This is a genomic window from Paracoccus sediminis (assembly GCF_900188295.1).
Classification (GTDB): Bacteria; Pseudomonadota; Alphaproteobacteria; order Rhodobacterales; family Rhodobacteraceae; genus Paracoccus; species Paracoccus sediminis.
Window position 1 is genome coordinate 69,576 of sequence record NZ_FZNM01000004.1, and the last position, 26,161, is coordinate 95,736.

26 protein-coding genes, 1 tRNA gene and 1 pseudogene are annotated in these 26,161 nt (G+C 66.3%); 16 read left to right on the forward strand and 12 right to left on the reverse strand.

Going from position 1 to position 26,161, the window contains the following annotated elements:
* Window positions 1–3 precede the first annotated feature (3 nt).
* From CHB77_RS08020 to CHB77_RS08040, 5 genes and pseudogenes are all read right to left on the reverse strand, one after another.
* Window positions 4–1,110 carry a DNA polymerase III subunit delta' gene (locus tag CHB77_RS08020; RefSeq protein WP_242626584.1) on the reverse strand — a complete coding sequence of 369 codons (1,107 nt, stop codon included), beginning with the start codon at window positions 1,108–1,110 and terminating at the stop codon, window positions 4–6.
* A gap of 293 nt (window positions 1,111–1,403) precedes the next feature.
* Window positions 1,404–1,844, reverse strand: a pseudogene (tmk, locus tag CHB77_RS08025) (dTMP kinase); the annotation flags it as partial.
* Window positions 1,845–2,990, reverse strand: a complete 1,146-nt coding sequence (locus CHB77_RS08030) for a D-alanyl-D-alanine carboxypeptidase family protein (RefSeq protein WP_089387684.1) — start codon at window positions 2,988–2,990, stop codon at window positions 1,845–1,847.
* 90 nt (window positions 2,991–3,080) lie between these two features.
* Window positions 3,081–3,653 (reverse strand): thymidine kinase, encoded by a 573-nt coding sequence (locus tag CHB77_RS08035; protein ID WP_089387685.1) that lies wholly within the window; start codon window positions 3,651–3,653, stop codon window positions 3,081–3,083.
* A gap of 136 nt (window positions 3,654–3,789) precedes the next feature.
* Window positions 3,790–5,160 (reverse strand): DEAD/DEAH box helicase, encoded by a 1,371-nt coding sequence (locus CHB77_RS08040; protein WP_089387686.1) that lies wholly within the window; start codon window positions 5,158–5,160, stop codon window positions 3,790–3,792.
* A 355-nt stretch (window positions 5,161–5,515) separates the two neighbouring features.
* Here CHB77_RS08040 and CHB77_RS08045 point away from each other — a divergent pair, with 355 nt between their 5' ends.
* Window positions 5,516–6,475 (forward strand): calcium-binding protein, encoded by a 960-nt coding sequence (locus CHB77_RS08045; RefSeq protein ID WP_089387687.1) that lies wholly within the window; start codon window positions 5,516–5,518, stop codon window positions 6,473–6,475.
* Here CHB77_RS08045 and dtd read toward each other — a convergent pair.
* Both dtd and CHB77_RS08055 read right to left on the reverse strand, forming a co-directional pair.
* Complete coding sequence (dtd, locus tag CHB77_RS08050) at window positions 6,465–6,920, reverse strand: D-aminoacyl-tRNA deacylase (RefSeq protein WP_089387688.1); 456 nt, start codon at window positions 6,918–6,920, stop codon at window positions 6,465–6,467. The genes CHB77_RS08045 and dtd overlap by 11 nt on opposite strands.
* Entirely contained in the window at window positions 6,920–7,144 is a 225-nt protein-coding gene (locus CHB77_RS08055; protein WP_089387689.1) for a hypothetical protein, read from the reverse strand. The genes dtd and CHB77_RS08055 overlap by 1 nt, the downstream gene beginning before the upstream one ends.
* 125 nt (window positions 7,145–7,269) lie before the next feature.
* On the opposite strand from CHB77_RS08055, the gene CHB77_RS08060 reads away from it, so the two are divergent.
* From CHB77_RS08060 to dusA, 5 genes are all read left to right on the forward strand, one after another.
* The gene (locus tag CHB77_RS08060; protein WP_089387690.1) at window positions 7,270–7,521 is read left to right on the forward strand and encodes a DUF2312 domain-containing protein; all 252 of its coding nucleotides are present in this window, start codon (window positions 7,270–7,272) and stop codon (window positions 7,519–7,521) included.
* A gap of 173 nt (window positions 7,522–7,694) precedes the next feature.
* Window positions 7,695–9,569, forward strand: coding sequence for a DEAD/DEAH box helicase (locus CHB77_RS08065; protein WP_089387842.1), 1,875 nt, complete (start codon window positions 7,695–7,697; stop codon window positions 9,567–9,569).
* 146 nt (window positions 9,570–9,715) lie between these two features.
* Entirely contained in the window at window positions 9,716–10,042 is a 327-nt protein-coding gene (locus CHB77_RS08070) for an HU family DNA-binding protein (protein WP_089387691.1), read from the forward strand.
* Window positions 10,043–10,097: 55 nt separating this feature from the next.
* Window positions 10,098–10,172 (forward strand) — tRNA-Val (locus CHB77_RS08075).
* A 70-nt stretch (window positions 10,173–10,242) separates the two neighbouring features.
* Entirely contained in the window at window positions 10,243–11,253 is a 1,011-nt protein-coding gene (gene dusA, locus CHB77_RS08080) for a tRNA dihydrouridine(20/20a) synthase DusA (RefSeq protein ID WP_089387843.1), read from the forward strand.
* 60 nt (window positions 11,254–11,313) lie between these two features.
* On the opposite strand, the gene mazG is transcribed toward dusA, so the two are convergent.
* Complete coding sequence (gene mazG / locus CHB77_RS08085) at window positions 11,314–12,132, reverse strand: nucleoside triphosphate pyrophosphohydrolase (protein ID WP_089387692.1); 819 nt, start codon at window positions 12,130–12,132, stop codon at window positions 11,314–11,316.
* Between the two features lie 64 nt (window positions 12,133–12,196).
* On the opposite strand from mazG, the gene CHB77_RS08090 reads away from it, so the two are divergent.
* The 10 genes from CHB77_RS08090 (at window position 12,197) to CHB77_RS08135 (ending at window position 19,593) form a co-directional block, all read left to right on the forward strand.
* Window positions 12,197–13,363 (forward strand): M20 aminoacylase family protein, encoded by a 1,167-nt coding sequence (locus CHB77_RS08090; RefSeq protein ID WP_089387693.1) that lies wholly within the window; start codon window positions 12,197–12,199, stop codon window positions 13,361–13,363.
* Between the two features lie 125 nt (window positions 13,364–13,488).
* A complete protein-coding gene (gene yajC / locus CHB77_RS08095; RefSeq protein ID WP_089387694.1) occupies window positions 13,489–13,821 on the forward strand; it encodes a preprotein translocase subunit YajC in 333 nt (110 codons plus the stop codon).
* A 41-nt stretch (window positions 13,822–13,862) separates the two neighbouring features.
* Window positions 13,863–15,527: a protein translocase subunit SecD gene (gene secD / locus CHB77_RS08100; RefSeq protein WP_089387695.1), complete on the forward strand. Its 1,665-nt coding sequence runs from the start codon at window positions 13,863–13,865 to the stop codon at window positions 15,525–15,527.
* Window positions 15,528–15,540: 13 nt separating this feature from the next.
* On the forward strand, window positions 15,541–16,521 hold the full coding sequence (gene secF, locus CHB77_RS08105) for a protein translocase subunit SecF (RefSeq protein WP_089387696.1): 981 nt from the start codon (window positions 15,541–15,543) through the stop codon (window positions 16,519–16,521).
* Entirely contained in the window at window positions 16,521–16,874 is a 354-nt protein-coding gene (locus tag CHB77_RS08110; protein ID WP_089387697.1) for an Mth938-like domain-containing protein, read from the forward strand. Before secF ends, CHB77_RS08110 begins: the two co-directional genes overlap by 1 nt.
* On the forward strand, window positions 16,871–17,497 hold the full coding sequence (ccmA, locus tag CHB77_RS08115; RefSeq protein ID WP_089387698.1) for a heme ABC exporter ATP-binding protein CcmA: 627 nt from the start codon (window positions 16,871–16,873) through the stop codon (window positions 17,495–17,497). The genes CHB77_RS08110 and ccmA overlap by 4 nt, the downstream gene beginning before the upstream one ends.
* Window positions 17,494–18,150: a heme exporter protein CcmB gene (gene ccmB, locus CHB77_RS08120; protein WP_089387699.1), complete on the forward strand. Its 657-nt coding sequence runs from the start codon at window positions 17,494–17,496 to the stop codon at window positions 18,148–18,150. The genes ccmA and ccmB overlap by 4 nt, the downstream gene beginning before the upstream one ends.
* A 42-nt stretch (window positions 18,151–18,192) precedes the next feature.
* On the forward strand, window positions 18,193–18,918 hold the full coding sequence (locus CHB77_RS08125) for a heme ABC transporter permease (RefSeq protein ID WP_089387700.1): 726 nt from the start codon (window positions 18,193–18,195) through the stop codon (window positions 18,916–18,918).
* Window positions 18,915–19,058, forward strand: a complete 144-nt coding sequence (gene ccmD / locus CHB77_RS08130) for a heme exporter protein CcmD (RefSeq protein ID WP_089387701.1) — start codon at window positions 18,915–18,917, stop codon at window positions 19,056–19,058. The genes CHB77_RS08125 and ccmD overlap by 4 nt, the downstream gene beginning before the upstream one ends.
* Window positions 19,051–19,593, forward strand: a complete 543-nt coding sequence (locus CHB77_RS08135) for a DsbE family thiol:disulfide interchange protein (protein WP_089387702.1) — start codon at window positions 19,051–19,053, stop codon at window positions 19,591–19,593. Before ccmD ends, CHB77_RS08135 begins: the two co-directional genes overlap by 8 nt.
* A 39-nt stretch (window positions 19,594–19,632) precedes the next feature.
* Here the strand turns inward: CHB77_RS08135 and CHB77_RS08140 are convergent, their stop codons facing one another.
* From CHB77_RS08140 to treZ, 4 genes are all read right to left on the reverse strand, one after another.
* Window positions 19,633–19,896 carry a DUF2934 domain-containing protein gene (locus tag CHB77_RS08140; RefSeq protein WP_089387703.1) on the reverse strand — a complete coding sequence of 88 codons (264 nt, stop codon included), beginning with the start codon at window positions 19,894–19,896 and terminating at the stop codon, window positions 19,633–19,635.
* A 33-nt stretch (window positions 19,897–19,929) separates the two neighbouring features.
* Window positions 19,930–21,987 carry a glycogen debranching protein GlgX gene (gene glgX, locus CHB77_RS08145; protein ID WP_089387844.1) on the reverse strand — a complete coding sequence of 686 codons (2,058 nt, stop codon included), beginning with the start codon at window positions 21,985–21,987 and terminating at the stop codon, window positions 19,930–19,932.
* A 151-nt stretch (window positions 21,988–22,138) separates the two neighbouring features.
* The gene (gene treY / locus CHB77_RS08150; RefSeq protein ID WP_089387704.1) at window positions 22,139–24,388 is read right to left on the reverse strand and encodes a malto-oligosyltrehalose synthase; all 2,250 of its coding nucleotides are present in this window, start codon (window positions 24,386–24,388) and stop codon (window positions 22,139–22,141) included.
* A complete protein-coding gene (treZ, locus tag CHB77_RS08155) occupies window positions 24,385–26,115 on the reverse strand; it encodes a malto-oligosyltrehalose trehalohydrolase (protein ID WP_089387705.1) in 1,731 nt (576 codons plus the stop codon). Before treZ ends, treY begins: the two co-directional genes overlap by 4 nt.
* Between the last annotated feature and the right edge of the window lie 46 nt (window positions 26,116–26,161).

Here is a 26,161-nt window from a genome sequence, read left to right on the forward strand (position 1 = left end):
GGATCAACCTTTGGCTGGCGGGGCGGATCGCGCGGGCGACAGATGCGCCAGCTCCAGCAGCATATCCATCACCAGGGCGGCGGGGTCAAGATTGACCGCCCGGCCTGTGCGGGCGCGCCCCGACAGCCGCGGCTGCGCATCGGCCCAGGCGCGGGCGGCCGCGTCATCGGGCGAAATCCGGGCCAGCAGCGCCCCTTCGCCCCGCGCGGCCTGGGGCAGGGGCGGACCCATCAGCCCCGCGCGGGCGGTGCGGGCTAGAAAGCGGTCCAGCACCGTCATCGTCAGGTCGAAGGGGTCGCCATCAGCCCCCGGCCGGCCGGCCGCGCCGTCGGCAAAACCGGCGGCAAGCGGGCGGTCCAGCCGGGGCAGGGAAGCCATCAGATCCACAAGCTGCTGATAGCGATCCAGCCCGCCTTGCCCGGCCAGTCGCAAGGCCTCGCCCACGGAACCGTCGGACAACGCCGCCAGGGCCTCGGCGTCCTCGTTGATGCCCAGATGCGCCAAGACGTCGCCCATCCGCGCGGGATTCAGCGGCGACAGGCGCAGCGTGCGGCAGCGCGACCGGATGGTCGGCAGCAGGCCCGCAGGCTGGTGCGCGACAATCAGGATCAGGGCGTCGGCGGGCGGTTCCTCCAGAATCTTCAGCAGGGCATTGGCGGCGGCGATGTTCATGTCGTCGGCGGCGTCGATGATGGCGACGCGGCGCCCGCCCTCGGACGCCGACAGGTGAAAGAACGACAAGAGCTTGCGGATCTCGTCCACGGTGATCTGCGCGGACAGGCGCCCGGCCTTGTCGTCCCAGGGGCGGCGGACCAAGTGCAGGCGGGGTTCGGACAGGACTTTGACGCGCCGCGCTTCGGGGGTGTCGGTGGCGCCAAAGGGACCGGTCGCGCCCGACAGCATCCAGCGGGCGATGGCCCAGGCCAGCGTGGCCTTGCCCACCCCGCGCGGCCCGGTCAGCAGCCAGGCATGATGCAGCCGCCCGCCCTGCGCAGCACCGGTGAATTCGTCGATGGCGCTGTCCTGCCCGATCACGCGGTCCGTGTGGCGCGGATGGGGCGCGCCCGGAACGCGGTCGGGTTCGGGAATGTCGTCCAGTTCGGTCTTCACAGCGCGGCCCGGATGCGGGCGGCCACATCGCCTTCGCCGCCTCTGCCGTCGATCAGGGTTATTCGTTCAGGGTTTTCATCGGCTAATGCTCTGAATCCAGATTGCAATAGCTTCTGAAACTGTGCCCCCAAAGACTCGAAGCGATCTTCAAGTTCTACTTTTGCCATTTCCGCATAGCGTGCGGATTCAGCAGCATGTCCTGCGGCAGAGGCAGCAAATTCTGCGGCTTCCGCGACGCTTTCTGCTGCTGCGGCAGCGGCTGCGGCCGCAGACGCTGCCGCAGCAAATGCGCTAGAGGCGCGCTGAAGAAGCCGCTTCGCTGCGTCGGACAAGGGGACATCAATGACAAATGTTCGTGTCGGTTCGATCCCGATCATCAAGTTGTGCAGTTGGTCCACGATTTCTCGTAGATCGCCCCGCGCGGCCCCCTGATAGACGCGGGTCGAATCCGCGAAACGGTCGGTGATGACGGTCTTGCCCGCATCCAGCGCAGGACGGATGGTGCGTTCCAGGTGATCGCGGCGGGCGGCGGTGAACAGCAAGCATTCGGTTTCCGCCGACCAGCGTTCGCCCGCGCCCTCGACCAGCAGGCGGCGGATCTCCTCGGCCCCCGGACTGCCGCCCGGTTCGCGGGTCAGGACGACCTCGCGCCCCTCGGCGCGCAGGGCGTCGGCCAGCAGGCGGGCCTGCGTGGACTTGCCGCAGCCGTCGATCCCTTCAAAGCTGATGAACATCTAAAGGCCTGCGGCCTCGACCGCTTTGCTGCCCAGGCGCAGCACGGCGCCCTTCATGCGTCCGGCAAAGCCCGTCTCGGGAACGTCCTCTGCGGCCAGCAGGGGGATGACAGCCTCTTGCGCGCCGGGAACAGTGACGACAAGACGTCCGATCTGGTCGCCCCTGGCGATGGGGGCGGGGATCGGAGCATCATAGACCGCCTCGACCCTGACCTGATCTTGGGAACCGGCGGGGATCAGCACGTTCACCCCGTCCCTGGTGGTCAGGCCCACGCGCGATTTCGTGCCCAGCCAGACCGGAGCCTCGAGCACCGTGTCGCCTGGGGGGACCAGGGTTTCCATGCTGAACTGCCGGAAAGCCCAGTTGACGATGCGCTCCGATTCCTCGGCCCGCGCCATCTCGGACTGCAAGCCGCTCACGACAAAGATCACGCGCCGCCCGTTCTGCACGGCCGATCCGACTAGGCCATAGCCCGCCTCTTGCGTGTGGCCGGTCTTCAGCCCGTCGGCGCCGATCCCCAGCCCCAGGATCGGATTGCGGTTGAATCGGTTGGACGGCACCCGGTCCATATAGCGGAATTCGGTCAACGCAAAGTCGCCGTAATACTGCGGGAAATCCTGGATCAGGCGCATGGCCAGAATTCCCAGATCCTCGGCCGACATGACGTGGCCTTCGGCGGGCCACCCGGTCGAGTTCTTGAAGACCGATTGCTTCAGCCCCAGCCTCTTCGCGCGTTCGGTCATCTGCCGGGCAAAGGCCTCCTCGGTCCCGGCCAGCCCTTCCGCCAGCACGACACAGGCGTCGTTGCCCGACAGAACGATCACGCCCTTGATGAGCTGTTCCACGGTCGGCGTGTCGCGCGGTTCCACGAACATCTTGGACCCGCCCATCTGCCACGCCTTTGTGGACACGGGCAGCGTGTCGGTCAGTTTCAGGCGGCCGTTCTCCAAGGCCTCGAACACCATGTACAGGGTCATCAGCTTGGACATCGACGCGGGCGGAATCGGCGCATTGGCATTCTTCGCCATTAGCACCGTCGAGGTGTTGACGTCATAAACCCAGGCCGAGTTCGCCGTCGTCTCGAACGCCTGCACCGGGGCGGCCAGCGAAAGAAGGGCAAGAAGCCGCAGCAAAAAGGTGCGCATGGGGAATCCTTTGCCTGTTTGGGGCCGATGGTTACAGCAAGGCCCCACCTGTCGCAACGCGGGCGACACAGCTTCCGCGAGAATTGATGGTCAATCGCCCACAGCCTCGCGCCAGTGGCGGCGGCACAGCGAGACATAGGTTTCGTTGCCGCCCACCTGGACCTGCGCGCCTTCGGTGATCGCGTGGCCATCCGTGTCCCTGCGGATCACCATGGTCGCCTTGCGCCCGCAATGGCAGATGGTGCGCACCTCGCGCAGGTCGTCGGCCAAGGCCAGCAGGGCGGCCGATCCCGGAAACAGCGCGCCCCGGAAATCGACGCGCAGGCCATAGCACATCACCGGGATCCGCAGGTCGTCGGCCACGCGGGCCAGTTGCCAGACCTGCGCCGGGGTCAGGAATTGCGCCTCGTCCACGAAGACGCAGGCGCAGTCGTCGCCGCGATCCCGGATCAGCGCGAACATGTCGGTGTCCGCGTCAAAGGTCAGCGCGTCGTCGCCGATGCCGATGCGGCTGGCGATGCGGCCATGGCCCGCGCGGCTGTCAAGCGCCGCCGTCAGCAGCAGCGTCCCCATTCCCCGTTCGCGATAGTTATAGGATGCTTGCAACAACAGCGTGCTCTTGCCCGCATTCATCGTGGAATAATGGAAATACAGCTTGGCCATGCCGCCAGATAGCGCCGGGATCGGGCAGCATCAAGGGTCGCAAAAAAAGCCGCAAGGACAATCCCTGCGGCGTCTTCTTCATCCAAATATCCTCGGGGGTCCGGGGGCGAAGCGCCCCGGCCTTTACCCCCCGGCGTTACGCCTGCCGGCTTTTCGGCTGACGCGACGGGCGCCGCGCCGGGCGCTTGTTGGCGCCTGCCCCCATCGGCTTGCCCATTCCCTGACCGCGCCCGCCCTGCGGCCGGACCGAGGGGATCGGGCCAACCGGAACGTCCCCGCCGATGACCGGGATCGCGGCCTTCATGGCCTTTTCAATGGCGCGCAGTTCGCCGACCTCGGCCGGGGCGCACAAGGCCACGGCGCGGCCGTCGCGGCCCGCGCGCGCGGTGCGGCCAATCCGGTGGACATAGTTTTCCGGCACGTTCGGCAGGTCATAGTTATAGACATGCGCGACCTCGGGGATGTCCAGGCCGCGGGCGGCCACGTCGGTCGCCACCAGCACCTGAGTCTGCCCCTTGCGGAACGCATCCAAAGCCCGTTCCCGCTGGCCCTGCGACTTGTTGCCATGGATCGCGGCGACCGCGAAACCCCATTTTTCCAGCAGCTTGGACAGCTTTTCGCAGCCGTGCTTGGTGCGGCCAAAGACCATCGCCAGCTCGCCCGCGTGCTTGGACAGGTATTCCGCCAGCAGCGTTGCCTTGTCGCCCTGGGTGACGAAATGGACGCCCTGGTCGATCTGCTTGGCGGCCTGACCCGGAGGGTTCACGGCCACGCGCACCGGATCGGTCAGATAGGTGTCGGCCAGTTCCTCCATCAGTTTCGGCATGGTGGCCGAAAACAGCAGCGTCTGGCGATCCTTGGGCAGCATCCGCGCGATCTTGCGCAGGGTATGGATAAAGCCGATGTCCAGCATCTGGTCGGCCTCGTCCAGCACCAGATAGGTGGTGGCCTCCAGGCTGATGGCCCGCCGCTCGATCAGGTCCATCAGCCGGCCCGGCGTGGCAATCAGCACGTCGACGCCGCGCGACAGCCGTTCGGTCTGCACGTTGATGGATGCGCCGCCGACGACGCGGAACGACCGGATGGGCGTGCCTTCGGCATAGGCGTCGATGTTGGTGGCGATCTGGGTCGCCAGTTCGCGGGTCGGCGCCAGGATCAGCGCCCGGCAGGTCCGGGGATCGGGCTTCTTGCCGAAATTGATGAGCCGGGTCAGCATCGGCAGGCCGAAGGCCGCCGTCTTGCCGGTGCCGGTCTGCGCCAGGCCCAGCACGTCGCGGCCTTTGACGACCGCCGGGATCGCCTCGGCCTGGATCGGCGTCGGTTTGGTCAGGCCCATCGCCGCGACATTGGCGTTGATGCGGTGGTCGATGCCCATGTCGGCAAAGGGGCCGGTCGGCAGCGGATCGCGGGCGGGCGCCCGGCGGCCTTCGTTCGTGTCGAAATTGGGCAGGTTGCGGGGGCGGGGCTTCTGGCCGCGCGCGGGGCGGCGGGTGGTGGTCTGTTCCATAAAAACTTTCGTGCCGCGCGTCCCCCGTATCGGACGCAAGGCAATGGCCGCGGCGATGCGCGGCGATCAGCAGGGATGCGGGCGTGATACGAGGATGCCCGCAAGCCTCCCCGCGTGAATGGGAAACTGGAATGAAGTGCCGGGCCTTGGGCGGAACACGCGGCTGCTCACGCGGCAGCAGGCATCGACTGGCACCACATGAGGCATCGTGACGTGCAAGTCAAGCGCGATCGTCCCCAAAAGCGTCGTTAACGACGATTAAGATTTGACTTGGCAGGATGTTTCTGACGCTGCGACAATGGAACAGGGCCATCCCTGCCCTCAGTCACCAGTTCCTTTTTGATGGAAAATCGTCATGGCAACCGTCAAGGCCAGTCATCAGGTCGATAGCCTTTCGCTCGATCTCAATTTCTATGTGCGGAATTTCTATGAGGAATTCCCTTACGACAACGTCTATTTCCGGTTTGGCGAAAAGGCATACCAGGATGTGTATCTGATTAACGGATACGATGGCTATGACGATCTTGTTCTGGGCATCGGCGGCAGCGGGCTTGGCTTCGACGCATGGGGCGACGTGGTGGGGGGAACCGTGACCGGGATCGTCGAGACGTTCTATGACGGACCGGAAATCATCTCGATCCAGAATTTCTCGATCCCGGCGGCACGGCTTTACAATGCGGCGCTGACCTATGGCAATTCCGATGACCGCGCGGTGTTTTCCGCCATCATGTCCGGCGACGACACAGTCGGTCTCAGCGCCTTCAATGATCGCTTCGAAGGCTTTTCGGGCCATGACAGGATGTGGGGCAACGGTGGCAGCGACACCCTGATCGGGGGCGCCGGAAATGACATCCTGAGCGGCGGATCGGGCCATGATCGCCTGGTGGGCGGGGACGGGGCTGACCGCCTTGCCGGAACGACCGGCAGCGACATCCTGGACGGCAGAAACGGAACCGACCTCCTGGACGGCGGAACGGGTCGGGATCGGTTGTTCGGCGGCACCGATGCATCGCGGGATGTCTTCGTTTTCCGCAGAGCCGCCGAAACGGCGGTGGGGCCGCAGCGCGACGGCGTGATGCAGTTCCGGGCGGGTCAGGACGACATCGACCTGTCCTTGATCGACGCCCATGCCGGGCGCGGCGGCAATCAGGTCTTTGCCTTCGCCGGGACCACGGCGGCGGCGTATTCGGTGTGGTATGTCAGACACGCGGAGGGGGTCGTGGTCCGGGGCGATGTGAACGGAAACAAGACCGCCGATTTCGAGATCTGGGTGGATGACGCCGTCCGCCTGGGCGCCGCCGACTTCATCCTCTAGCGCGATCCGCGCTGTCCAGCCAGATCGTCACCGGCCCGTCATTGACCAGCCGCACCGCCATGTCGGCGCCAAAGCGGCCGGTTTCGACGGCGATGCCCTGCGCTGACAGGCTGGCGGCAAAATGCTCATACAGCCGCCGCCCCTCCTCAGGCGCTGCGGCCGACGAAAATCCGGGGCGGTTGCCGGTGCGGGTATCGGCGGCCAGCGTGAACTGGCTGACGACCAGGGCGCCGCCGGCCGTGTCCAGCAGGGATTGGTTCATCCGGCCCTGAGCGTCGCGGAAGATGCGCAGCTTGGCCACACGGACGGCCAGCTTGTCCGCAGCGGCGGCGTCGTCGCCCGCCATCGCGCAGACCAGCACCAGAAGCCCCGGCCCGGTGCTGCCGGTCACGCGGCCGTCCACCTCGACCGACGCTTCGGTGACCCGTTGGACAAGCGCGCGCATCAGCCCAGCATGATCCCGGTGATGACCAGCAAAAGTCCGATCATCGACGCCCCGAGGGCGGCCATGTTCACCGCCATCACCCCGCGCATCCGGTCGCGCAAGGCTGCATCGTCCAGACTCGCCTTGCGCGCGCGGAAAACCGCCGCAATGCACCAGATCAGAGCCGCCACCCCCGCCAGCGTCAGTGCGGCCCCGCTCCAGATCAGCCCCTCGAAAACCGTCATCGGATCATCCCCGCCACCGTGTCAGCCTCATATCCCCATGCGCCCTAGCGGCGATTGCGCCCTGCGGCAAGACCGCCTAACAGGTGCCGGCAAGGACCGACAGATCAAGCGGAAGGACGAATCCCATGATGGACGATCAGGCCTACAGCGTTGCAGCCGACGAATTGCGCCAGTTCATCGAACAATACGAGCAGCTGGAAGCTGAAAAGAAGGACATCGCCGAACGCCAGAAAGAGGTCATGTCCGAGGCCAAAGCCCGCGGCTACGACACCAAAGTGATGAAGAAGATCGTCGCCCTGCGCAAACGCGACCGCGACGACATCGCCGAGGAGGAGGCGATCCTGGAAATGTACAAGGCCGCGCTGGGCATGGGTTGACGCCGGGTCATTGTCCGATCTGGCTCATACTCCTTTGACTTTCGCCGCCTGTTTTCCTAAAAGCCGCCCCTTCGGCTTCGGATTTCCGGGGCGGCGGACCAAGGGGAGTTGTCTGTCGCAAGGATCGCGGTGCCTTCACACGGGTGTTTCGCACCCCCATTCCGGCGACGTTCATGACAGACAAAACAATAGCCGCGCCCCTGGCCGCGGCCCTGGCGGCCAAGGGCTATGCCAGCCTGACTTCAGTGCAGCAAGCGGTTCTGGAAAGCGACGCCGAAGGGCGCGACATGCTGGTTTCGGCGCAGACCGGATCGGGCAAGACCGTGGCCTTCGGACTTGCCATCGCGCCGCAGCTGCTGGATGGCGACACGCTGCCCGATGCGTCCGCGCCCCTGGGCCTTGCCATCGCGCCGACGCGTGAGCTGGCGCTTCAGGTCGCGGCCGAACTGGGCTGGCTTTACGCGCATGCGGGCGCCCGCATCGCCACCTGCGTCGGCGGCATGGATTACCGCAACGAACGCCGCGCCCTGGACCGCGGCGCCCATATCGTCGTCGGGACGCCGGGCCGCCTGCGCGACCACATCGAACGCGGATCGCTGGATTTGTCGGGCCTGCGCGTGGCGGTCCTGGACGAAGCGGACGAGATGCTGGATCTGGGTTTCCGCGACGATCTGGAATTCATCCTGCAAGCCGCCCCCGCCGAACGCCGCACGCTGATGTTCTCGGCCACCGTGCCGCCCGCTATCGAACATTTGGCGGGCACGTTCCAGCGTGACGCCAGGCGGATCGTGGCGCAGGGCGAATCGCGCCAGCACGGCGACATCGAATACCGCGCCTTCAACGTCGCGGCCCGCGACCGCGAACCCGCGATCTTCAACATCCTGCGCCTGCACGAGGCGCAGACCGCGATCATCTTCTGCAAGACGCGGGCGAATGTCGGCTATCTGCTGGCGCGCATGGCCAATCGCGGCTTCAAGGCCGTCGCCTTGTCGGGCGAACTGAGCCAGCAGGAACGCACCCATGCGCTGCAAGCCCTGCGCGATGGCCGCGCGCAGGTCTGCGTGGCGACCGACGTGGCCGCGCGCGGCATCGACCTGCCGGGGCTGGAACTGGTGATCCACGCCGACCTGCCCACCAATCCCGATACCCTTCTGCATCGGTCGGGCCGGACGGGCCGGGCCGGGGCCAAGGGAATTTCGGCCCTGATCGTGCTGCCGTCCGAGGTGCGCAAGGCGCAGATGCTGCTGAAGCGCGCGCGCGTGGACGCGGAATGGGGTCCGGCCCCGTCCGCCGATGACGTTCGCGCCCGGGACGACACCCGGATGCTGGAACATCCCGCCCTGCAATCGGCGTCGGACGACGACGCCGCGCTGGCGGCCAGCCTGCTGGACCGCTTTGGCGCCGAGCGTCTGGCGCAAGCCTTCGTCAGCCTGTGGCGCGCCGAACGGCCCGCGCCCGAGGAACTGACCGTCGTGCAGGACCGCGCCCCGGCGGCCGCCCGCGAACGCCCGCCCTTTGGCGAGGCCGTGTGGTTCCGACTGTCCGTAGGCCACACCGGCCGGGCCGAGGCCCGCTGGCTTTTGCCCAAGATCTGCGAGGGCGGCGGCATCACCCGCGACGCCATCGGCGCCATCCGCGTCCGCCAGGACGAAACCTTTGTCCAGATCGCCGCAGCCCAAGCGGGCCGGTTCGGCCAGCGGATGGAACTGGAACCCGACCTGACCATGCAGCGGATAGAGGGCGAACCCGACCTGGACCGGGCGCCGCCGTCCGGTGAACGCCGCCCCCCGCGCGACAGGGCCGACGGGGATCGCAAGACGCCCGCGCCACGCGCCGAAACGCAGGACCAGGCCCCTGCCAAGGTCAAGAAGCCCCGCTGGACGGCCGAGGAGCGTGCCGCCAAGCAGGCCAGGCCCGAACGCGATGGCGCACGGCCCGACAAGCCCGGCGGTTTTCGCGCCAAGCCCGGAAAACCGGCCGGCGCCAAGGACCGCGGCAAGTTCGCGGCCCCTGCAAGGGGCGGCAAGCCCCGCAAGGGCGACCGTTGATCGGAACGCGCCACGCAATCGTCGGATGCGTGGCGCCTTTGTCCGGTTGTTTCGCGAATGGCCCTGATCGTTAACAATTATTGTTGACCTTGGGTCAAATCAGCCTCACGCTGGCTCGTGTGTTTTGGTTAACAGGAGTGTGTGTGATGATTAAAAGGACCGACCCCGAGGGCGGGGAACCGTCGGCTGCCCGCAATCCTCAACCGGCTCATGTTCTTCAGAAAAAGGATTTCGTCGACCGGGTCGTCGCGGCCAGCGGCGCGAAAAAGGCGGATGCCCGTCCCATCATCGAGGCGACGCTGGCCCAGTTGGGCAAGGCCCTTTCGGCGGGCGAGACGCTTGCGGTGCCGCCGCTCGGCCGTGCCAGGATCAATCTGGAACACGATCAGCGCGGAGGAGAGATCATCACCCTGAGATTGCGCCGCAGGCCCGCCAGCATCCGCCAGTCGTCCCAGCCTTTCGTCGGCGACTAGACGCCGCGATTCGCCCTTGCGATCATCCGTCGCGCCTGTTAGACGCTGCCCCCACGGGTGATTAGCTCAGCGGTAGAGCGCTTCGTTCACATCGAAGATGTCAGCGGTTCAAATCCGTTATCACCCACCATATCCACAGCGGGCTGGTCGAAAACGGACGCGATTTCCGGTGCCTGCGCCCGATGCCAACCGGAACCGCCATGGTCCACGCTTTGCCGCCAGCACCGGTCGCCCCCGCGGTCCGGGATGCCGCCACCCTTTCGGTCGCGCCCATGATGGACTGGACGGACCGGCATTGCCGGATCTTCCATCGGCTGATGTCGCGGCGCGCGCTGCTGTACACGGAAATGGTCACGGCCCCCGCGATCGTCCATGGCGACCGGCGCAGGCTGCTGGACTTTGATCCCGCCGAACAGCCCGTGGCCCTGCAACTGGGCGGATCCGACCCGGCCGAACTCGAGGCGGCGACCCGGATTGCATCCGGATGGGGTTACGCCGAGATCAACCTGAACGTCGGCTGTCCCAGCGACCGGGTGCAGTCGGGCTGCTTCGGAGCGGTGCTGATGAAGACGCCCCGCCTGGTTGCGGAATGCGTTGGGCGGATGATTGCCGCCAGCCCGGTCGAGGTCACGGTGAAGTGCCGGATCGGCGTCGATGACCAGATACCCGAAGACGTGCTGCCGGCCTTTCTGGAAACCCTGCGCGGGGCTGGCGTGCGGCGTGTCGCGATCCATGCGCGCAAGGCCTGGCTGCAAGGGCTGAGCCCGCGCGAAAACCGCGACATTCCGCCGCTGGATTACCCGCTGGTCCACCGGATGAAGCAGGCGTTTCCCGACCTTCACCTGTCGGTCAACGGCGGCATTCCCAGCCTGGATGCCGTGCGCGGCCATTTGCGGGTCCTAGATGGGGCGATGGTCGGGCGCGCGGCCTATCATCAGCCCTGGAACATCCTGGGCGGGGCCGACCGGCTGTGGGGCGATGCGCCCCCGTTCGACCGCCCCGATCAGGTGGCCCAGGCGATGCGTCCCGCCATCGTCGCGCATCTGGCAGCGGGGGGGCGTCTGCACCAGATCACGCGGCACATGCTGGGCCTGTTTCACGGAATGCCGGGCGCGCGGGACTGGAAGCGCACCTTGTCCGAGGGCGCCCCGAAAGGCGGGATCGAGGTTTACGACGCGGCCCTGCACCAGGTCACACGGATCGCCGCCTAGGGCATCGTCGTCACGTCAGTATCCTGGGACGAGGCCCGCGGGGCCAAAGACGCGACCCCCTTATTCGGCGGCCTTCTCTGCCAGCTTTGCCTGATTCCACAGCCGGTCCATTTCGGCCAGATCGCTGTCCTCGGGTCGGCGTCCCTGCGCGGCCAGCGACGCCTCGACGACGCCGAACCTTCGGGTGAACTTCGCATTCGCGCGGCGCAACGCCCCTTCGGGGTCAATCTTCAGATGCCGGGCCAGGTTCGCCATCACGAACAGCAGGTCGCCGAACTCCTCCTCCAGCGCATCCGCATCCAGGCTGTCGCGCGCCTCGACCAGCTCGGCCGTTTCCTCAGCGATCTTGTCCAGAACCTCGGCCGCGCTGGGCCAGTCGAAACCCACGCGGGCGGCCCGGTTTTGCAGCTTGATCGCGCGGGTCAGCGCGGGCAGGCCCATCGCCACCCCGTCCAGCGTGCCGTCTTCGGCCTTGTGCGCGCGTTCGGTGGCCTTGATCGCCTCCCAATCCTTGACCTGCTGTTCGGCCGACTTGTCGCGGGACTCGTTGCCGAACACATGGGGATGGCGAAACACCAGCTTGTCGGAAATCGCCGCCGCGCAGTCGGCGAAGTCGAACATATCCCTTTCGTCGGCCATCTGCGCATGAAACACCACTTGCAACAGCAGGTCGCCCAATTCGCCGGGCAGTTCGTCCCAGGCCCGCCGGCCGATGGCGTCGGCGACCTCGTGCGCTTCCTCGATGGTATAGGGCGCGATCGAGGCGAAATCCTGTTCGATGTCCCACGGGCAACCCGATGCGGGGTCGCGCAGTTGAGCCATGATGTCGATCAGGCGGGTGATCTCGGCCCCGGCGTCGCGGCGGTCTGGGTCGGTCATTGCAATGTCCCCCTCGGGCTCTGTCGTCATCGGCCATTGCCACAGTCAAGAAAGTTAGTCCACCATGCCCGTCCTGAACCGCATTGCCGAATTTTCGGACGACATGACCGCATGGCGCCGCCACCTGCACCGGCATCCCGAACTGGGCTTCGACTGCTATCAGACTGCCGCCTTCGTGGCCGACCGGCTGCGCGCCTTCGGCGTGGATGAAATCCATGACGCCATCGGCCAATCAGGGCTTGTGGCGATCATCGAAGGGCAGGGGCCGGGTCCGACCATCGGGCTGCGCGCGGACATGGATGCGCTGCCGATGAACGAGGCGACGGGCCTGGACCACGCATCCACGGTGCCGGGCCGGATGCATGCCTGCGGGCATGACGGACATACCGCCATGCTGCTGGGTGCCGCGCGCTATCTGGCCGAAACGCGCAACTTTGCAGGCCGCGTCGCGCTGATCTTCCAGCCGGCCGAGGAGAACGGCGGCGGCGGCGAGGCGATGGTGCGCGACGGGTTGATGGACCGTTTCGCCATCGAGCGGGTCTTTGCCATGCACAACAGTCCCGGCCTGCCCGTGGGCCGGATGAACACCGCGCCCGGCCCGATCATGGCTGCGGTCGATACATTCGAGATCCACGTCCAGGGCCGGGGGGGACATGCGGCCATGCCGCACCTGACCGCCGATCCCGTCGTCGCCGCCGTGGCGGTGGTCAACGCCATCCAGACGATCTCCAGCCGCAATCATTACGCCCTGGAGGATCTGGCCCTGTCCGTCACCCAGATCCATGCCGGCAGCGCCGACAACATCGTGCCCGACACCGCCTATGCCTGCGGCACGGTGCGGACCTTCGAACCCCATGTCCGCGACATGGTGCGCCGCCGGATGACGCAGATCTGCGAGGGTCAAGGCGCGGCCTATGACGTGGCGATCCGGCTGGATTACACCGAAGGCTATCCCGCCACGGTGAACGATCCCGGCCAAACCGCCTTCGCCGTCACGGTCGCATCCGAGATCGTGGGACGGGCCAACGTCCAGGGCGACGCCGGGCGGGAAATGGGGGCCGAGGATTTCAGCTATATGCTGAACGCCCGGCCCGGCTGCTATCTGTTCATCGGCCAGGGCGACACGGCCAGCGTCCATCACCCGGCCTATGATTTCAACGACGAGATCGCGCCGATCGGGGCCAGTTTCCTGGCCCGGCTGGTCGAACGCGCGCAGCCCGTGGGGCGCTGACGTTCACGATGCTGTTCGCGCGGCCGCCGCTGCCCGGCCTTTCTTGCCAAGAAGGGACAGCGGCGATAGGTTGCGCGCCAATTCGGGCGGGGTCCGCCGCCGTGACAGCCGAAAAAGGATAATCCATGTTCGTAACCCCCGCCTATGCGCAGGCCGCAGGCAGCGCCGGTGCCGGTGCCGCCTTTGCGCAGTTCATTCCGCTGATCCTGATCTTCGCGATCATGTATTTCCTGATGATCCGCCCGCAGCAAAAGCGGGTGAAACAGCACAAGGAAATGGTCTCGGCGCTGAAGAAGGGCGATCAGGTCATCACCCAGGGCGGCATCATCGGCAAGGTGTCCAGCGTCCGCGACGACGAACTGGAGGTCGAGATCGCGACCGGTGTTCGTGTGCGCGTCGTGCGCAGCACCGTGTCCCAGGTCATCAGCCGGACCGAGCCGGTCGCGGCGAACGGCTGACCGCGCGCCAATCCTCATAACGAACAAGGGCTTCGGCAAAGATGCTGCAAATCGACCGCTGGAAACGCATCCTGATTATCGGGCTGTGCATCATCGGCATCGGCTTTGCCGTGCCCAACCTGTTCTATGGCACCGTGGAATCCCATAACGATGCCGTGGCCGAGATCGAGCGCACCGGGGTCGAAACCCCCGAACTGGCCGCCGCCCGCGACGGCTGGCCGTCCTGGCTGCCGTCGTCCGTCGTGGCGCTTGGCCTGGACCTGCGCGGCGGCGCCCACCTGCTGGGAGAGGTGCGCGTGGCCGAGGTTCACAAGGCCCGCATGGATGCGCTGTGGCCTGAACTGCGCCGCGCGCTTGCCGACGAACGCGCGACGCTGGGCGCGATCCGCCGGACGCCCTCGCCCGAGGGGACGCTGCGGATCGAGATCGAAAACGCCGCAAACATCGCCCGCGCGGTCGAGATCGTGCGCGGCTTTTCGACGCCTGTGACCTCGCTGACCGGGGCGGGACAGCAAAGCCTGGCGATCCAGCAGGCCGGCAATGCCATCACCGTCCAGCTGTCGGATGCCGAAAAGGCCGTGACCGACGACCGGACCGTCCAGCAAAGCGTGGAAATCATCCGCCGCCGCGTCGATGAGGTCGGCACCCGCGAACCGACCATCGTGCGCCAGGGCGCTGATCGTATCCTGATCCAGGTGCCCGGTATCGGTTCCGCCGAGGAATTGAAGGCCCTGATCGGCACCACCGCCAAGCTGACGTTCAATTCCGTCGTGGCGACCGGCACCGCGCCGCAGGCCCGGCCCGGTGTGGGGCAGCTGGTGCTGCCGTCCGCCGATCAGGACGGTGTGTTTTATACCTTGGACGAAAACCCGGTCGTCACTGGCGAGGAACTGACCAACGCGATGCCGGGGACCGATCCGAACGGCCAGCCCGCCGTCGATTTCACCTTCAATCCGTCCGGCGCGCGCAAGTTCGGCGCCTATACCAGCGCCAACATCGGCCAGCCCTTCGCCATCGTTCTGGACGATCAGGTGATTTCGGCTCCGGTGATCCGATCGGCGATTCCCGGCGGAACGGGCCAGATTTCTGGGTCCATGGATTTCGACGGCGCGAACCGGCTGGCCGTGCTGCTGCGGGCGGGCGCGCTGCCCGCGCAACTGGATTTTCTGGAAGAACGCACCATCGGCCCCGAATTGGGCCAGGACAGCATCGACGCAGGCCGTGTGTCGTCGGTCATCGCAACGGCCGCCGTGGTGGCCTACATGATCGCCAGCTATGGGCTGTTCGGGGCCTTCGCCTCGATATCCGTGATCCTGAACGTGATCCTGATCCTGTCGGTCATGTCGGTGATGGGCGCCACGCTGACCCTGCCGGGCATCGCCGGGATCGTGCTGACCGTGGGCACGGCGGTCGATGCCAACGTCATCATCTATGAACGCATCCGCGAGGAATTGCGCGCGGGCAAACGTGTCGCCAAGGCCATCAGCGACGGCTTCAACGAGGCGATGAGCGCTATCATCGACGCCAATGTCACGTCCTTCATCGCGGCGGCGGTGATGTTCTTTCTGGGGTCCGGCCCGGTCAAGGGCTTTGCGGTGACGCTGACCATCGGGCTTGTCACCTCGGTCTTCACGGCGCTGTTCCTGACGCGGCTGATGATCGTGTTGTGGCTGGAATGGCGCAAGCCCAAAGAACTGATCCTGTAAGGGGACCGACACCATGGCATTCCGTCTGAAACTTGTCCCCGACCACACCCGCATCGACTTTTTCCGCTGGCAATGGCTGACCTTTGGCACATCCATGGCGGCGATGCTGGCCTCGGTCATCCTGATCTTCACCGTGGGGCTGAACTTCGGCATCGACTTCAAGGGCGGCACGACGATCCGCACCGAAAGCCCCACCGCCTTCGAGGTCGGCGATTACCGGAACGCGCTGAGCGACCTGGGTTTCAGCGACCTGGCCATCACCGAGGTGTTCGATCCCAGTTTCGGCGCCGACCGCAATGTCGCGATGATCCGCATCGGCACCACCGACGAAACCGGATCCGTCACGCCCGAGGAGTTGAACCGGATCGAGGCCGCGCTGCAACAGGTGGACCCGGAGATCACCTTTGCCGCCGTGGAATCGGTCGGGCCAAAGGTTTCGGCGGAACTGATCCAGACGGCGTTCTATGCCGTGGGCGCGGCCTGCCTGGGGATCATGGCTTATATCTGGCTGCGCTTCGAATGGCAGTTCTCCATCGGCGCGGTGGTGTCGCTGATCCACGACGTGCTGCTGACGGTCGGGCTGTTTTCGCTGTTCCAGTTGAAATTCGACCTGACCACCATCGCGGCGCTGCTGACCACGCTGGGCTTTTCGTGCAACGACACGGTGGTGGTCTTCGACCGGCTGCGCGAAAACCTGATGAAGTACAAGACGCGGCCCTTGATCGACCTGATGAACCTGACCACCAACGAAACCCTGTCGCGCACCATCATGACCGCCGTGACCACCGCGATCGCGCTGACGGCAATGCTGATCTTTGGCGGCGACGTGATCCGCGATTTCGTGATTGCGATGCTGTTCGGGGTGATCGTCGGCTGCTATTCCACGATCTATGTCGCCAAGAACATCGTGCTGTGGCTGGGCGTCAAACGCGACTGGTCGAAAAAGGATCCCAAGCTGGCCGCATCGCCTTTTGAAAACGCGGAACGTCCCTGATGACGATGAAACCCACCGATTTCGGGGGGGCGGCGGCCGTGGACGGCTATGGTCCCGGTTTCTTCCGGGTCGGCGGAACGGTCTTCCAGGGACCGGTGGTCGTGACCGCGGCGGGCGCGGCGGCCTGGGGCGGGCTGGATGATCGTGCGGCGCTGATGGCCTTGGCGGGGCAGGTGGACGTGCTGTTCCTGGGCCTGGGCGCCAGCATCGCCCATGCCCCCGCCGATCTGGTGGCCGCCCTGCGCGACGCTGGCGTCGCGGTCGAGGCGATGGCATCGCCCACCGCCGCGCGGACCTATAACGTCACGCTGTCCGAAGGCCGCCGCGTCGCCTGCGCCCTTTTGCCGCTGTGACGCTGCTGTCCGTCCAGGGCCTTGCCGTGGCGCGGGGCGGACTGCGGACGGTCGAAGGGGTATCCTTCACGCTTGATCCGGGGCAGGCGCTGATCCTGCGCGGCCCGAACGGCATCGGCAAGACCACGCTGCTGCGCGCGATCGCGGGGCTTCAGCGGCCCGTCGCGGGCCGGATCGACATGGCCGACGACGCGGTGGCCTATGCCGCCCATGCCGACGGGGTGAAAGGGGCGCTGACCGTGGCCGAGAACCTGTCCTTCTGGGCCCGGGTCTTTGGCGGTGGCGGCATGGACACCGCCCTGTCCGCCATGGATCTGGTCCCGCTGGCCGACCGTCCGGCTGCCGCCCTGTCGGCGGGGCAGAAGCGGCGGCTGGGGCTGGCGCGGCTGCTGGTCGCGCGGCGTCCGCTGTGGGTTCTGGACGAACCCACCGTGTCGCTGGACACCGCATCGGTCCTGCGCTTTGCCGCCATGGTGCGCGGACATCTGGCGGGCGGCGGCGCGGCGCTGATCGCCACCCATATCGACCTCGGCCTTGACGCGCAGGTGCTGGACCTGACCGCCTTTCGCGCGAAAGCCGACCGCGCCGCCCGCCCGGCGGGTTTCAACGAGGCCTTTGCATGATCGCCCTGTTGAAGCGCGACCTGCGGCTGGCCGTCCGCGCGGGGGGCGGCTTCGGCTTGGGGGTCGCGTTCTTCCTGATCCTGTGCGCGCTTGTCCCGTTCGGCGTCGGTCCCGACAGCGGCGCCCTGCGACCCATCGCGCCGGGCATCCTGTGGCTGGGCGCGCTGCTGGCCTGCCTGCTGTCGCTGGACCGCATCTTTGCCCTGGACCACGAGGATGGCAGCCTGGACCTGCTGGCGACATCCCCCCTGCCGCTGGAAGGGGCGGTGGCGGTCAAGGCCCTGGCGCACTGGATCACCACCGGCCTGCCGCTGATCGTCGCGGCGCCGCTGTTCGGCATCCTGCTGCACCTGCCGGGCGCGGCGATCCCGGCGCTGATCGTATCGCTGCTGCTGGGCACGCCTGCATTGTCGATGCTGGGCGCGTTCGGCGCGGCCGTCACCGTCGGTCTGCGGCGCGGCGGGCTGCTGTTGTCGCTGCTGGTGCTGCCGCTGTACATCCCGACCCTGATCTTCGGGACCGAGATGATCCGGCGCGGGCAGGAGGGCGGGTCCATCGCCACGCCCCTGCTGTTCCTGGCGGGCATCACGGCGGGCACGCTGGCGCTGATCCCTTTTGCCGCAGCCGCCGCCCTGCGGATCAATCTTCGCTGAGCCGGGCTTGAGCCGGGTCCAAGCCGACGCTAGGAACGCATCATGTCGATCTGGGAATACGCCAACCCCGTCAAGTTCATGCGCACGTCGGGCGCAATCCTGCCCTGGGTCGTGGCGGGGGCCGCGATCTGCACGGTCACGGGGCTGGTCTGGGGGTTCCTGACGTCCGACGATTACCGGCAGGGATCGACGGTCAAGATCGTGTTCCTGCACGTCCCAGCCGCGATGATGGCGATCAACATCTGGGTGATGATGCTGGTGGCCAGCCTGATCTGGCTGGTCCGCCGCCATCATGTCAGCGCGCTTGCCGCCAAGGCCGCCGCCCCCATCGGCGCGGTAATGACCGTGATCGGCCTGATAACCGGCGCCGTCTGGGGCCAGCCGATGTGGGGAACATGGTGGGAATGGGATCCGCGCCTGACCAGTTTCCTGATTCTGCTGCTGTTCTATATCGGCTATATCGCGCTGTGGTCGGCCATCGAGGATCCCGACAGCGCCGCCGACCTGACCGCCGTGCTGTGCCTCGTGGGGTCGGTCTTTGCGCTGCTGTCGCGCTATGCGGTGCTGTTCTGGAACCAGGGGCTGCACCAGGGCGCCAGCCTGTCGGTTCAGTCCGGCGAACGGATGAGCGCGGTCTATCGCTATCCCCTGTATCTGACGATGCTGGGGTTCGGGCTGCTGTTTCTGGCGCTGCTGCTGGTCCGCACCCGAACCGAGATTCGCAAGCGCCGCCTGGCCGCCTTGCAGGCAAGAGAAATGCGGGCATGATCGATCTGGGCAAATACGCGGGCGCCGTGCTGGGGGCATACGGCGTTTCGTTGGCGCTGCTGGCGGGGCTGATCTGGCAAACGCTGGCAGCCAACAGATGCGCGCGCCGGAATTTGGAAAGGCAGGAAAAGAATGGCTAGGATTTCACCGCTTGTCGTGCTGCCGCCCCTGGCATTTGCCGCCGTGGCGGGGATGTTCCTGTGGGGGATGGGGCGCGACGATCCGGGCGCGCTGCCCTCGGCGATGGTGGGGCGGCAGGCCCCGGCCGTGCCGCAGACGACCCTGCCGGGCAAGACGCAACTGACCGACGAGATGCTGAGGCAGCCGGGGGTCAAGCTCGTCAACTTTTGGGCAAGCTGGTGCCCGCCGTGCCGTGCGGAACATCCGACGCTGACCGAACTGTCCAAACGGATACCGGTCTATGGCATCGATCTGCGCGACATCGAAGCGAATGCCCTGGCGTTCCTGGAACAGGACGGCGATCCCTTTGCGGCGGTGGGAACCGATCCCAAGGGACGGACCGCAATCGACTGGGGCGTCACGGCCCCGCCCGAGACCTTTATCGTCGATGGCGACGGCACGATCCTGTATCGCTTTGCCGGTCCCCTGGTGCGCGAGGATTACACCAACCGCTTTCTGCCCGAACTGGACAAGGCGATGGCCGCCCAGAAGTGACGTCCCCGCCCGGATGGCCGGGCGGAGACGCAGCGCCGGTTACGGCCCGTCGTTGAGATAAGGCGTCGGCGCGGTCTTGGCCTTGCGGGTGCGCTTCTTTGGGGCAGCGGCCATTGCCTCGGCCGGCGCGACGGTCTGTTCCAGTTCGGGCGACTGGTCCCCTGCATCCGGTTTTCCGCCCCCCGACTGCGACCGCAGTTCCTCCTCGGCGCGCGACCAATGCTCGGCCTCGCGTCCTTCGGGGCGGCCTTCGCTTTCCCAGATCTCGTGGGCGCGCTGCTTGATGCGTTCCTGATCGTTCATGCTTTCCTCCTCTGACGACAATCTCGGATTCCGTCACCGGGTCAACGCGATGACGGTCTGCCATGGCACCGTCACCGTGCCGCCCGCAACGCTGTCCTGCGCCACCGTATCCGCCGAAGTGTCGATGCGCAGTCTCCATTCGCCCTCGGGCAGGGCAAATTCCGCGTCTTCGCCCGCGTTCACGACAATCAGGACATTCCGACCGCCGGGCAAGACCTGATGCAGCCCGAAACAGCGCAGTTCCGTATCCTGCCAGTCGCCATCCTGCATCGCGCCGCCGCGCGGATGAAGCCAGGCAAAGACGGGCTGGCGGTCCGCAGCATCCTCCGGGTCAGCGCCGAAACGCGATTGCGGCAGCGACACGTCCTGACGAAAGGCGCTGATCGCCTGGACGGCGGCCAGAACGTCATCGCGCGCCGTGTCCCAATCCAGCCAGCTGATCGCGTTGTCCTGACAATAGGCGTTGTTGTTGCCGTCCTGACTGTTGCCGAATTCGTCGCCTGCAAGGATCATCGGCACGCCCTGGCTCAGCAGGACGGTTGCCAGCATGGCGCGGACGCGGCGGACGCGGGCGGCCACGATGCCCGGATCGTCGCTGGCGCCCTCGGCCCCCAGGTTGTCGGACAGGTTGTGGTCGTGGCCGTCGCGGTTGTCCTCTCCGTTCGCGTCGTTGTGCTTGTCGTTGAAGCTGACCGTATCCCACAAGGTGAAGCCGTCGTGGGCCGCGACAAAGTTCACGGAACTGGTCGCGGGACGATGACTGTGGTTGAATTGCACCGGCGATCCCGACAGGCGTTCCGACAGGGCGGGCGCCAGCCCCGGATCGCGACGCCAGAAGGCGCGCGTGTCGTCGCGGAACTTGTCGTTCCATTCGCGGAACGGCCAGCGATAGCCGCCGACCTGATAACCGCCCTCGCCGATGTCCCAGGGTTCCGCGATCAGTTTGACGCCCGACAGCACCGGATCTTGCCGGATGGCGTTGAAGAACGATCCGTCCCGTTCGAACCCCTGCGTCTCGCGCCCCAGGGTCGAGGCAAGGTCGAAGCGGAACCCGTCCACATGCATCGCCTCGACCCAATACCGCAGGCTGTCCATCACCATGCGCAGCACCATCGGATGGGCGACGTTCAGCGTGTTGCCGGTGCCGGTGGTGTCGAAGCTGTGGCGCGGATTGTCGGGCGACAGCAGGTAATAGGACGCGTTGTCGATGCCTCGGAACGACATGGTCTGCCCAAGCTCGTTTCCCTCGGCGGTATGGTTGAACACCACATCCAGGATCACCTCGATCCCCGCCTTGTGCAGTTTGCGGATCGCCTCCTTGACCTCGCGGATCTGGCCGGATTTCAGGTAGGGGGCATGGGGGGCGAAAAAGGACAGGGTGGAATAGCCCCAATAGTTCGACAGGTTCTTTTCCACCAGATAGCGGTCGTTGGCAAAGGCGTGGATCGGCAGCAGTTCGATGGCGGTGATGCCGATCTTGTGCAGATGTTCGATCACTGCGTCGCTGCCAAGACCTCTGAATGTGCCGCGATCGGCGTCGGGCACGCCGGGATGCAGCTGCGTCAGCCCCTTCACATGGGCTTCATAGACAAGGCTGTTCTGCCACGGGGTGCGGATCGCACGGTCGGTGTCCCAATCGAACTTGGCATCGACCACCACAGACTTGGGCATGAACTGCGCGCTGTCGCGTGTGTCGAAGGTCAGGTCGTCCTGCCCGACCTCATAGCCATGCAGCGCGTCGTCCCAGCGGATCTGGCCGCGCAGTTCGCGGGCATAGGGGTCCAGCAGCAGCTTGTTGGGATTGAATCGATGGCCCTGTTCGGGCGCATAGGGTCCGTGAACGCGATAGCCATAGACCTGGCCCGGTTCGATGCCGGGCAGGTATCCGAACCAGATTCCCCCCTCCATGTCGGGCAGGTCGATGCGGTGCAGTTCCCGTTGGCCGGTGTCGTCGAACAGGCACAGTTCGACCCGCGTGGCATGATCGGAATACAGCGCGAAATTGGTGCCTTCGCCCAGAAACTCTGCCCCCAGGATGTCGGGGCGGTTGACGGACAGGTCAAAGGAGCAGGTGTCTTTCAGATCGCGCATGGATTTTCCTTGATCGGGCGACATTGGGGTGCCTTGTGCCGGTCCTGTGGGGTCGCGGGTCGATCACCGGGCGATCCCCGCATGGGAATGCAGGTCCGCATGACGCCAGCCTGTCCCCGCAACAGACAGGGCGTCGGATTGTTCCGACATGTCACCGAAAATTATCCGGCCCCGACACCGGGCAGGGCGTGATGCGCACATGGCTGCCATCCGCAAAGGATCTGTCAAGAAAATCCGCAACGGGTGCAGAGGGCGTTTCGGAAAATTCCGCCATCATCCAACGGTCGTCCAGCCTGCGGATCAGCCGGATCCGACCGCGGCCGATCTGTACCGAGGCGTCGGCGTCGCGCAGGAAATCGCCCTGCGTCGTTCGCATCGCCAAAAGCCGCCGCGTCCAGGACAGCTTGTCGCCGCCATCGGAACGGGACGACAGGTCATCCCAATCGACGGCCAGGCGATTGTCGGGATCGGTCAGGGCCAGCAAACCCCCTTCGTCGCCCCGATAGATGTCGGGAAACCCCGGCATCAGCATCTGAAACGCCAGTTGTGCGCGGATCAGGGCCTCGCCCCGGTGCAGCAGGGCTTGCAGCGTCGGGTCGGGACCGTCCGCCCACTGGGCCAACAGGTCGCGGGCGAACTGCTTGGCCGCGGATTCCACGGCATCATCCGGGTTCGTCCAGAAACTGGTCAGCTTGGCTTCGCGTATGGCCTTTTCGATGTGCCGTTCCAGCCTGTCCGATGGCGGATCGGCGGGATCGTCCCAGACCGCCAGGGCCGACTGGACGATATACCACCGCCACCGGGGTTCGACATCCCGTGCCGATGGCAGTCGGCCCGCCGCCAGGCACAGCGCCATGAAGGCGTCCGGGCGATGGCTGACCGCAACCAGCCGCATTCGGGAATCGCCCGAACGCTTGGTATCGTGGGTCGAAACCAGCGTCATGTCAGAGGGTCTGCGGCGGGTCAGGAAGGCATTGGCCTGATCGGCCGTGACGGTCGGCTCGTCGGGTTCCGCGCCCACCTCGTTCGCGGCCAGATAGCGGGTCCAGCGAAAGCCCGCCGTATCCTCTTGCGCCTTGGCCAGCAAGGCGCCCGACACCTGTTGGAAACGGGTGACAAAGGTCCGGGCCGCATCGGTCCGCGGATCCAGCATCAGATCGACCAACAGGTCCAGGACCGCGCGGCTTCGCAACCCCTGCGCGGCCTCGTCGGCCATGGCGCGCAACAGGTCGCGATCCTCGGGGCGGGCGGAATCGGTGACATAGCTGCGATAGCGCGGGGTCGCCACCAGCAGGGCGGTGATTGCCTCGCGCAGGGATTCCGGGCCGGGTTCGGCGGCGGTCGATCCCTGCGTCGCGGCGGTTGCCATGTCGCGTAACTGGCGGCGTTCCGCGGCCAGTTCGTTGTCCAGCACGTCCAGCTTGGCCTGGCGCAGTTCGTCGCGGAAATCGGTGGCGATGCCGGTGGCGTCGCGCCACATCGCGTCCAGCGTCTCGATCCCCTGGGGGTCGGTGAACAGCCGGGACAGCAGGCGCGCGGCCTCGTATCCGGTGGTGCCGACCGTGGCCCATTCGGGGGCAAGGGTTTCGTTGCCCACCAGGATCTTTTCCACCCAGACCGGGGTGCCCGGCAGTTCGTCGCGCAGCCATCGCAGATAGGTTTCGGGATCGGCCAGACCGTCGATATGGTCCACCCGCAGCCCCTGCACCAGCCCGGACCGGACCAGATCGAAGATCAGGCAATGGGTATCCTCGAAAATCGCCCGGTCCTCGACACGCATCCCGATCAGGCTGGTGACGTTGAAGAACCGTCGGTGCGTGATGCCATCGCGTTCCAGGTCGGAATGGACCAGACGCCAGTGCTGGGCATCGTGCAGGGCGCGCAGGTCGTCGGTGGCCGGGCTGTCCTGGGCCAGCGGCACCGCCATATCGCCGAACCGCCACTGGCCGTCCGACGCATGAAAGGCGCCGTCGGACAGCAATTTTTCGAACGGTTCGGGCAAAAAGGGCAGGACCAGGGGGCCGGCGTCCCAGTCGATGTCGAAATGGCGCGCATAAGGGCTGGCGCGGCCCCGTTTCAGCACGTCCATCAGCCAGGGATTTTCCAGCGTGAAGGCCGTGTGGTTCGGCACGATGTCCAGAATGATCCCCAGCCCCGCGTCCCGCGCGGCCCGCGCCATGGCGCGGAACCCCGCATCGCCGCCCAGCACCGGGTCGATCCGGGTGGGATCCAGGATGTCATAGCCGTGCGTGGATCCCGTTCCCGCCAGAAAGATCGGCGACAGATACAGATGCGACACGCCCAGCCCGGCAAGATAGGGCAGGTGGTTCGTGACCGTGGCAAAGTCCACGCCGTCGCGCATCTGGATTCGATAGGTCGCGCTGGGAATATCCTGGGTCATCTGGACCTTGCGGTAACGGAAATGGCAAAAGGATCAAGGCCGACGCGGTCGACACGGAATGCCGCATCCTGCGGCGCTTTCAGGTCCGGCGCAACCTGCCCCAGGCTCAGCCACAGGTTCAAGGCGCCGCCGTGGAACGGCCATTCCGCCGACAGCGATGCGGCCCCGTGGCGGACGACGCTGGCCGGGGCGCGGCGCCCGGATTTCAGCAGGGGCACCACATGCTGCGCGCGGAACATCAGCGCCCGGCGCGTGAGATCCCGCCAGGTTCGGGTGGCCTGATCGTCCTGCCAGACAAGTTTCGACCGGGCAAAGGTTTCCGGCGACAAAGGGTCCGGCACACGGGATCCCATGCTGGCGATCCCCGCAAACTCCCTGGCGCGGCCATGGCGCACCGCCTCGCCCAGGTCGCCCTGAAAATCGACGAAGAACAGGAATGGCGATGTGGCGCCGCGTTCCTCGCCCATGAAGATCATCGGAACAAAGGGCGCGGTCAGCAGCAGGGCAAAGGCCACACGCACCCCGTCGGGATCGGCCAGGGACAGCAGCCGTTCGCCCTGGGCGCGGTTTCCCACCTGATCGTGGGTCTGGGTCGCGTTGACGAAGGCGGTCGGGGGCAGATGCGCACAGGACCGGCCGCGCGGCGTGTCGCGGGCGGGACGGGCCTGGCCTTCCTCGACATGGCCGTTTTGCAGGGCCAGGCACAGATCGCCAAAGGGATCATCGGCGAAGCTGGCATAATACCCGTCGGATTCCCCCGTCAGCAGGCAATGGACCGCATGATGGAAGTCGTCGTTCCAGGCAGAATCAAAGCCCTGTTCGCGCAGGTCGGGGTCATTGCGCTCATCCTCGACGATCAGGTGGATCGCGCGGGATGGATCGGCTTGGTGGATCCGGTTGGCGAACAGGCGCAGAAAATCATCCGCCCCCGGTCCGGTGATCTGGTGGACCGCATCCAGCCGCAGCCCGTCCAGCCGGTATTCCGTCAGCCAGTATTCCGCGCACTGGATCCAGAATTCCCGAACCTCGGGCTGCGCGAAATCGATGGCAGCGCCCCAGGGGGTGTGGCGGGATTCGTCGAAGAATCGCGGGGCGGCGTGATGGATCCAGGCTCCGTCCGGGCCAAAATGATTCATCACCAGATCCAGAATCACCATCAGGCCCAGCGAATGCGCCCGGTCCACAAACCGGCGCAGGTCGTCGGGCCGGCCATACGCGGGATGCAGCGCAAACGGCAGCACACCGTCATAACCCCATCCCCGGTCGCCCGGCCATTGGCCGACGGGCATCAACTCGACCGCGGTGACGCCCAGATCGGCCAGCCCCGCCAGCTTTTCGGCCGCCGCCGCCAGGGTGCCGTCGGGGGTGAATGTGCCGACGTGCAGTTCATAGATCGCAGCCTCGGCCCAGTCCCGGCCCGCCCACCGGGTCTGCCACGGGAAATCCGACGGCCCCGGAACGACCGAATGCGCATGGACATCACCGTTCTGCAACCGGCTGGCGGGATCGGGCATATCCCGGCCATCGACGCGGAACAGGTAACGATCGCCGGGCCGGGCCGTGATCGTGGCCGACCAGAATCCGTCGTCCTGCCGCATCATCGGACGGGTCTGATCGCCGTGGACCAAGGCGACATCGCGCGCGTCCGGCGCCCACAGGCGCGCGGTCCAGGCCCCGTCCGCCCATTCCCCGCCCCAGCGATGCGCCGCCCCGTCCCTGTCCCTCACGTCATCGGCCTTTTGCCGGGGACGGGGATCGCGGCATTCCCCGGCA